This is a genomic window from Methyloversatilis sp. XJ19-49, from assembly GCF_024580145.1.
GTDB lineage: Bacteria > Pseudomonadota > Gammaproteobacteria > Burkholderiales > Rhodocyclaceae > Methyloversatilis.
On sequence record NZ_JANINI010000022.1, the window covers coordinates 25206 to 32217 of the forward strand.

Annotated in this window: 7 protein-coding genes; 3 read left to right on the forward strand and 4 right to left on the reverse strand. The window is 66.2% G+C overall.

Annotated elements, in window-relative coordinates; translation table 11 throughout:
- Window positions 1-9: 9 nt before the first annotated feature.
- Both NMQ16_RS18530 and NMQ16_RS18535 read right to left on the reverse strand, forming a co-directional pair.
- Complete coding sequence (locus tag NMQ16_RS18530) at window positions 10-786, reverse strand: MOSC domain-containing protein (protein ID WP_257082471.1); 777 nt, start codon at window positions 784-786, stop codon at window positions 10-12.
- Window positions 787-901: 115 nt separating this feature from the next.
- A complete protein-coding gene (locus tag NMQ16_RS18535; RefSeq protein ID WP_257082472.1) occupies window positions 902-2377 on the reverse strand; it encodes a putative nucleotidyltransferase substrate binding domain-containing protein in 1476 nt (491 codons plus the stop codon).
- 125 nt (window positions 2378-2502) lie between these two features.
- Here NMQ16_RS18535 and NMQ16_RS18540 point away from each other — a divergent pair, with 125 nt between their 5' ends.
- From NMQ16_RS18540 to NMQ16_RS18550, 3 genes are read left to right on the forward strand one after another with little or no spacing between them, the layout of a single operon-like run.
- A complete protein-coding gene (locus NMQ16_RS18540; RefSeq protein WP_257082474.1) occupies window positions 2503-2841 on the forward strand; it encodes a helix-turn-helix transcriptional regulator in 339 nt (112 codons plus the stop codon).
- Window positions 2838-3272 carry a YeeE/YedE family protein gene (locus tag NMQ16_RS18545; RefSeq protein ID WP_257082475.1) on the forward strand — a complete coding sequence of 145 codons (435 nt, stop codon included), beginning with the start codon at window positions 2838-2840 and terminating at the stop codon, window positions 3270-3272. The genes NMQ16_RS18540 and NMQ16_RS18545 overlap by 4 nt, the downstream gene beginning before the upstream one ends.
- A gap of 1 nt (window position 3273) precedes the next feature.
- On the forward strand, window positions 3274-3690 hold the full coding sequence (locus tag NMQ16_RS18550; protein ID WP_257082476.1) for a DUF6691 family protein: 417 nt from the start codon (window positions 3274-3276) through the stop codon (window positions 3688-3690).
- Here the strand turns inward: NMQ16_RS18550 and NMQ16_RS18555 are convergent.
- Complete coding sequence (locus NMQ16_RS18555; protein ID WP_257082477.1) at window positions 3671-4912, reverse strand: nitronate monooxygenase family protein; 1242 nt, start codon at window positions 4910-4912, stop codon at window positions 3671-3673. The genes NMQ16_RS18550 and NMQ16_RS18555 overlap by 20 nt on opposite strands.
- A gap of 111 nt (window positions 4913-5023) precedes the next feature.
- Complete coding sequence (locus NMQ16_RS18560; protein ID WP_257082480.1) at window positions 5024-6592, reverse strand: choice-of-anchor I family protein; 1569 nt, start codon at window positions 6590-6592, stop codon at window positions 5024-5026.
- Window positions 6593-7012: the final 420 nt, after the last annotated feature.

The following is a 7012-nucleotide window of genomic DNA, read 5'->3' on the forward strand; positions in this document are numbered from 1 at the left end:
GCCCGGATGTTACGGCAGCGGCGTCACGACGGCACCCTGCGCGATCGTTCCTCCGTTGAGTACCTGCAGATAGACGCCCAATTCGCGGTGGCCGTAGCGCTCCATCATGGTCGCCGGCAGCGTCATGTCGCGCTCGGCGGTCACCGGATTCACGTTGGTCGCACTGCAGCGCGGCGTGCGCATGACGACCCGCGCGCGCACCTCACCCAACTGAACCTCGCGGTCCAGCCAGCCGGATTCCTCCCACGGCTCCCCGCCATCCATATAGATGTTGGCGCGAAAGCGCATCGGATCGATGTCCGAACCGAGCGCTGCACCGACTTCGCGCACCGTGGCCAGATTGATCAGCGACACCGCATTCATCATGCCGTGCGACAGCACGCTGACGTCGGTGAAGCGGAAGCCCTCACCGCTGACGAAGGCCGGCGGGCCTTCCAGCCGCGCGTTGATGTGCTGTGCGATGAAGCGCGCCAGTCCGCTGCAGTCGGCTGGGTCATCGACATCGATGCGCAGATGGCGTCCGTCGGGTGCGCTGACGTGCAGGCAGTTGCCGGTGTCGTCGTAGCGGGTGGCCAGCGAAGCAAGTGCGGCGTGATCCATCAGCGCGATGAAATCGGTCTTCGGACGCGGCGCATAACTGCCGGCGTCGAAGGTCCAGCTGCCGTTGGTGAGCGCCCACTGCCGATCGAGCGGCACGCCTTCTCCGGTACGCAGCGCGATTTCGCCGAGCGGTTCGGCCGACAGACCCTTGACCGGATACCGGTACAACTGACGAACGGTTCTCATGGCAACTCCAGCTTGAAAGGTTGGCTGGATGCTCGGTCGGGCGTGCCGCGGCGGCAATAAGTCGTTTGCCGCAGGTGCGCAGTGTCAGTGCCGGAACAGCACGTGACCGGCCGGTTCAGAAGCGCCCGGCCTGATAGCGCTGGCCGAGCACGCTCTGCAGCGTCTGCACGACGCCGAACGCGTTCTTCAGCTGGCCGCGTTCGAAGTTCGACAGTTCGTCCGGCTTCAGGAAGTTGTCGGCACCGGCACCACCCGCCATCTGACGCGCCTGGTGCTGGATGCGCAGCGTGGCAATGTATTCGAGCGCGTCGCGCAGATCGTGCGCGCTCTGTTCGCTGATTTCGCCGCTGGCCGCGGCCACGGCCAGCCGGTCATGCGTGTTTACCGCGGCGTGGCCGCCGGCCAGCGCATAGACGCGCGCCAGATCGACGATGGGCACGATGCCGCTGTGCTTCAGATCCAGCGTGCCCCGGTGTTCGCCCGAGCGCAGCGTCGACATGCGGTTGAACAGGCCGAGCGGCGGCTGGTGCTTCAGCGCATTGCCCACCATGTAGGCGAGGAAGATGCGGTTGCCGCGCGTGCGCGCCAGCACATCCTCGCGCAGCGTTTCGAGCAGCGCGGTCTGTCCGTGGATGGCGCGCAGGTCGAAAAACACGCAGGTGAGCATCAGCGCCTTGGGTTCCGGCTCCGTCGTCCATTTGCGGAAGTACTGCGCCCAGCGCGCCTTCGGCTGCCGCCATGGGTCGGTCATCGCCATCATTTCGCCCGGACAGTGGATGTAGCCGCAGGCGTCGAGACCGTCGCACACGAAGGTGGCCAGCGCGCGGAAGTACTCGCCGTGCGCGACCGGATCGTAGGCGTCGTCGATGACCAGACAGTTGTCCTGGTCCGACTTCGCCGTCTGTTCGTTGCGCGCCTGCGACCCGGCGGCCACCCACACGTATCCGACCGGCGGCGGACCGAATTGCGCTTCGCCCAGCTGCAGCAGACGGCAGGTCAGCGCATCGGTGATGGCGGTGATGATGTGTCCGGTGCTGTAGGCGGTGGCGCCGGCGCCGGCCAGACTTTGCTGCAGGGCGCGCACCTGCAGGGCGGCCTCGGCCAGCCCCTCGACGCTCGTCTGCTTGTAGATGTCGCCCGCCAGGTGCACCGCCGACAGATTCTGCTGCGCGCTGACGTCGGTCGCCGTGATCATGCCGACCACGCTGTCGCCGTCCATCACCGGCACGTGGTGGATGTTGTGGCGCGCCATCAGCAGCAGGGCGTCGAAGGCGGGCTTTCGCACATCCATCGTCAGCGGATCGAGCGTGGCGATGTCGAGCACCGGCCGCGCGCTGTCCAGCCCCTGCGCGACGACACGGTTGCGCAGGTCGCGGTCGGTCACCACGCCGATCAGCCGACCCGCCTCGACCACCAGCACCGACGACACGCGCTGCGCGCTCATCTGCGTGGCCGCGTCGCGAATCGTGGTCGCGGGCGACACGGTGATCGGTGCGCGCCGGATCAGGCTGCGCACCGGCGTGGTGATCAGGTTCAGGTGCGGGTCGCTGCTGTGCGCGGCATCGGGCAGGGCGGGAAGATCGGATGTCATCGGACGGGTCATCGGTTCGTGAGGAGGCTGCAACGCGCATCATCGCGCTGAACGGCCGCTTGCGCGACCGCACTGCCTCATTTCAATTTACTTTGATATAATTTATTTGATGATATATTGTCTGGATGGACAGCACATCCGATACGGTCATCGATCTCGACACGCTGCGCGCCACCGCCGGCCGTGCCTGCGCACTGCTGCGCGTACTGGCGCATGATGACCGGCTGATCCTGCTGTGCCAGCTGGCGCAGGGCGAACATTCGGTGGGCGAACTCGAAACACGGCTCGGCATTGCGCAACCCACGCTGTCGCAGCAGCTGGGCGTGTTGCGGCGCGAAGGGCTGGTCAGCACGCGGCGCGACGGCAAGCACATCCATTACCGCATCGCCAGCGACGACGCACTGGCGCTGATGCACACCCTGCATGCGCGCTTCTGCGCGGTGCCACACGGAGCACACACATGAACATCGCCTGGGACGCCTTCACGCCCTGGACCTCGCTGGCCGGCGGCGCGCTGATCGGCCTCGCGGCAGCGCTGCTGATCCTGGGCAGCGGCCGCATCGCCGGCATCAGCGGCATCGTCGGCGGGCTGTTCAGACCGGCTCCGGGTGACACGGGCTGGCGGATCGCGTTCGTCGTCGGCCTGCTCGCGGCGCCACTGGTGTGGGGGCTGTTCGCCGCGCTGCCCGTCGTTCAGTCCGACGCCGGCACGGCGACCCTGGTCGTCGCCGGCCTGCTGGTCGGCGTCGGCACCCGCTACGGCTCGGGCTGCACCAGCGGTCATGGCGTGTGCGGCCTGTCGCGCCTGTCGCCGCGTTCGCTGGTGGCCACGCTGGCCTTCATGGGTGCCGGTTTCGTCACCGTCTATCTCGTCCGTCATCTGGCAGGAGCCTGACATGAAAACCTTCATCGCCCTGCTCGCCGGACTCGTGCTGGGCATCGGCCTGCTGCTGTCGGGCATGGCCAATCCGGCCAAGGTGATTGCCTTCCTCGACCTCGCCGGTGCGTGGGACCCGTCACTCGCGTTGGTCATGGGCGGCGCCATCGCGGTGGCGTTCCCCGCCTTCACGTGGGCGAAGTCGCGCACCGTGGCCTGGTCGGGCGAACGCCTGCAACTGCCGACCGCGCGCCAGATCGATGCGCCGCTGGTGCTCGGCAGTCTGACCTTCGGGGTTGGCTGGGGCTTGGCAGGATACTGCCCGGGACCGGCGCTGGTATCGCTCGGCATGGCGTCGCAGCCAGCCATCGTGTTCGTGGTCGCAATGGGAGTCGGCATGGCGGCCCACGCCCTGCTCACGCGGCCAAAGGCGTAAGCAGGTAGTCGATCAGCGCGCGTACGCTGGCGATGCGCTTGCCGAAAGGCAGCGCGCCGCGGCCGCGGAAGAACAGACCGGTTTTCAGGTCACCGCGCAGGGCGGCAGCCAGCTGGTGATCGATGCAGAATTGGCCCCAGCCGACCAGACCGTCACGCAGACCGCACTGCGCCAGGCAATCGAAGTGCTTGGCGCAGCGCGAGCGCTCATGCACCACAGCCTGCGTGCGCTCCAGCACCGCAAGATACTTCTGCAGCCAGGGCGTGCGCACGGCGCGCGCGGGCAGGCCGGCCACGCTGGTGAATTCGACCAGATCGTCGTCGCCGGCGTCGGCCAGAACATGCTTGAAGGCGTCCGAGGCGTCGCATTCTTCGGTCACGGCGAATGCGGTGCCGAACTGCACCGCTGCTGCACCCAGCGACTGCATGCGCCGGATGTCGTCGTGAGTGCGCAGGCCGCCGGCCACGATCAGCGGCACACGGCCTTCCAGCCCCGCGCTGCGCAGCCAGGCCAGGGTTTCCGGCAGCACGCGCTCGAAATCGAAACGCTCGTTCGACACGTCGGCCACCTTGGCAGCACCGAGGTGACCGCCGGCCCAGCCCGGATGTTCAAGCACGATGGCATCGGGCACGCGCTGCTTGCGTTCCCACTTGCGCACCACCAGCTGCACGCCACGCGCATCCGACAGGATGGGGATCAGCGCTGCAGAGGGGTGTTCGCGTGCGAGGTCGGGCAGATCGAGCGGCAGGCCGGCGCCGACCACCACGGCGTCGATGCCGCATTCGAGCGCGCAGCGCACCTGCGCCGCATAGTCACTCACTGCGCGCATCACATTCACGGCCAGAAGACCGTTGCCGCCGGCGATCTGTCGTGCGGCGCGAATTTCGCGCGCCAGCGCTTCCAGATTGTCAGCGTTGATTTCGGCTTTCGCATGCTCGCCCGACAAGCCTCGCGTGTGCGCCATCAGATCGGGATGCAAGCGACGCAGATCGACCGACGAAATCGTGCCGACGGCGCCGAGCGCTGCGACGCTGCCGGCGAGCCGGTGCGCCGATACGCCCACGCCCATGCCGCCCTGCACGATGGGCAGCAGTGAGCGACCGGCGAGCTTCAGTGGCGCAAGACCGCTGTTGCGCAGTCGATCGACAGGGTATCCGGAAGGAAGCGGCGCAGCCGGAGCGGCTGCGGGGGGCGGGAGGATTGCAGTCGGCGTTTCTGTCATGGCAGAGCAGGGGACGGGTGGCGGCAGATGGGCTGCGCCACCTTAACCGTCCGTCTGCCGCCCGGGCTTGACCTTGCTCAAGCCCGGGTGCCGATGTGTTACAGCCGTGTTTCAGCCACGACGACGACGCGCGGCGAGACCGATCAGGCCCAGACCCGCCAGCAGCATGGCGTAGGTTTCGGGTTCCGGCACCGGCGTGATCGAGAACAACGAGGTCGTGCCCGACACCTCGTTTGCCGTCGCGAGGAAGTACTTGCCACCGAATTCATAGGCTGAGAGACCTTCCGGCGACACCGAATCCGCGTCGACGATGAAATCGACGAAAGTGGCTGCCGTCGGATTGGTCACGTCGTAGATCGCGATGACGCTCTCTTTCGACCGTTCGAAGCCGATGAAGGCCAGCGTGCGGTCACCAAGTTCGAGCACCGTCACGCCTTCGGGTTCGACGCCCTTGTTGTCGCTGCGGCCGTCGTCGATCAGCGCCGGAAAGGCGGCAAACAGGCGCGCTTCCAGATCGTTGCCGCTGTCGAACACCTGGTTGCCGTCCTCGTCGAGGATGGAGAAGGAGCGACCGCCGAAGATGTGAATCTGGTCGTAATCACCGTCGCCGTCGAGATCGCCACCCGAGGTGGTGGCCGTCAGGCGGCCGAGATTGCTGTTCGCCTTCAGCGCGGCTGCATCCGGGAACACCGTCGGATCCAGGACGTAGCTGCTTGAGCCAACGCGCACTTCCTCGTTGAATTCGCCATCGACGAAGTCTTCCAGATTGCGCGAATCGCCTTCGTTGGCGGTGATGTAGTAGGTCTTGCCGCCCGACGCATACGACGCGATCGCATCCGGCATGTACATGCCGAACACCGGCGCGTTGCGGTAGTTGCCGGCCAGCTGGCTGTTGCCCGGGCCGTCGCGGTCCGAGGTATCGAGTTCATTGCCCGGCAGGCTGTGATCCTTCAGGCCGAGCGAAGTGACCGACACGATCTGCTGCGACAAGAGGTCGATCTTGGCGACCGCGTTGGCTTCCTGCAGCGTCACCATCGCGAACTGGCCGTCCTTCGACAGGGCGATGTACTCCGGCTCCCAGTCGATCGACGGCTTGCTGCCGGGCGTCACGACGCGGCCCAGGCCGGTGGTGCCGTCATAGCCGGCAAAGCCCAGCGTGGTGACCGAATCCTTCGTGGTGTCGATGATGCTGATCGAGCCGCGTTGCTCGATGGTGTCGAAACCCGGGCGGGCCAGCGGCTCGCCTTCGTTGGCGGTCATGATGCGGCCGTCTGCGGTGAAGGTGACCATGTCGGGCAGCGCGCCAACCAGATAGCTCTGCTGGAAGCTGCGGCTGGTGGTGTCATAGGTCAGCACCGAGCCGGCGTCCGTCTTGATCGGGGCGGCGATGGCGAAGGCGGCCACACCATTGCGGACGGCGACGCTGTTCAGTTCGCCGAAGGCCGTGGTGTCGATGTGCTGCACGAAACTGCCGGTGGCGGCATTCAGGATGTCCACACCCTTGAGCCCGCCCACCCACAGTTCATTGTTCAGGCTGTCGAAGGCGAGGATTTCCGACGTCTGGCCGTCGACGCTGGTGCCGGCGCCGTGCTCGAAGGTCCACAACTTTTCCCAGCCGGCCGCCTGCACGACCGGTACGAACAGTGCCGCAATCGCGGCGGCTGCAATCTTTCTGACCATTATTGATTCTCCTGTTGTCAGCGGGCCGGCAGTCCGGCCGCATTGACCCGACACAACAACAGGCGAAGATTGCAGTCGTGTTACAGCACTGTAACGTCACTGAAATTTACATTCATTCGTGCGTGAACCGGATCGGGCCATGTGGGTTCCGGCAGTGGGAGTAGCCCTGTGGGAGCGGCGATCCACTGCTGGCCCTGCCTGGTCAGCCGGCTTCGCGGGCGGCGAGCAGTGAGGTTTTTGTGGGAGCGGCGGCCTCGCCGCGATGCGCACTTTGCAATACGACCATCGCTGCACGATCGCGGCGAGGGCGGAGCGGTAATACCGTTCAGTTAAGGTCTTTTTTCAGAACGCGGACGGTGTAGCGCTTTGGCCGGGCTTTGACAACACGGGGGCATTGACGCCCCCGTCGTTTTTCGACGA

Coding starts and splice junctions, on each gene's coding strand:
- NMQ16_RS18530 (WP_257082471.1), bottom strand. CDS start 786: ATGAGAACCGTTCGTCAGTTGTACCGGTATCCGGTCAAGGGTCTGTCG.
- NMQ16_RS18535 (WP_257082472.1), bottom strand. CDS start 2,377: ATGACATCCGATCTTCCCGCCCTGCCCGATGCCGCGCACAGCAGCGAC.
- NMQ16_RS18540 (WP_257082474.1), top strand. CDS start 2,503: ATGGACAGCACATCCGATACGGTCATCGATCTCGACACGCTGCGCGCC.
- NMQ16_RS18545 (WP_257082475.1), top strand. CDS start 2,838: ATGAACATCGCCTGGGACGCCTTCACGCCCTGGACCTCGCTGGCCGGC.
- NMQ16_RS18550 (WP_257082476.1), top strand. CDS start 3,274: ATGAAAACCTTCATCGCCCTGCTCGCCGGACTCGTGCTGGGCATCGGC.
- NMQ16_RS18555 (WP_257082477.1), bottom strand. CDS start 4,912: ATGACAGAAACGCCGACTGCAATCCTCCCGCCCCCCGCAGCCGCTCCG.
- NMQ16_RS18560 (WP_257082480.1), bottom strand. CDS start 6,592: ATGGTCAGAAAGATTGCAGCCGCCGCGATTGCGGCACTGTTCGTACCG.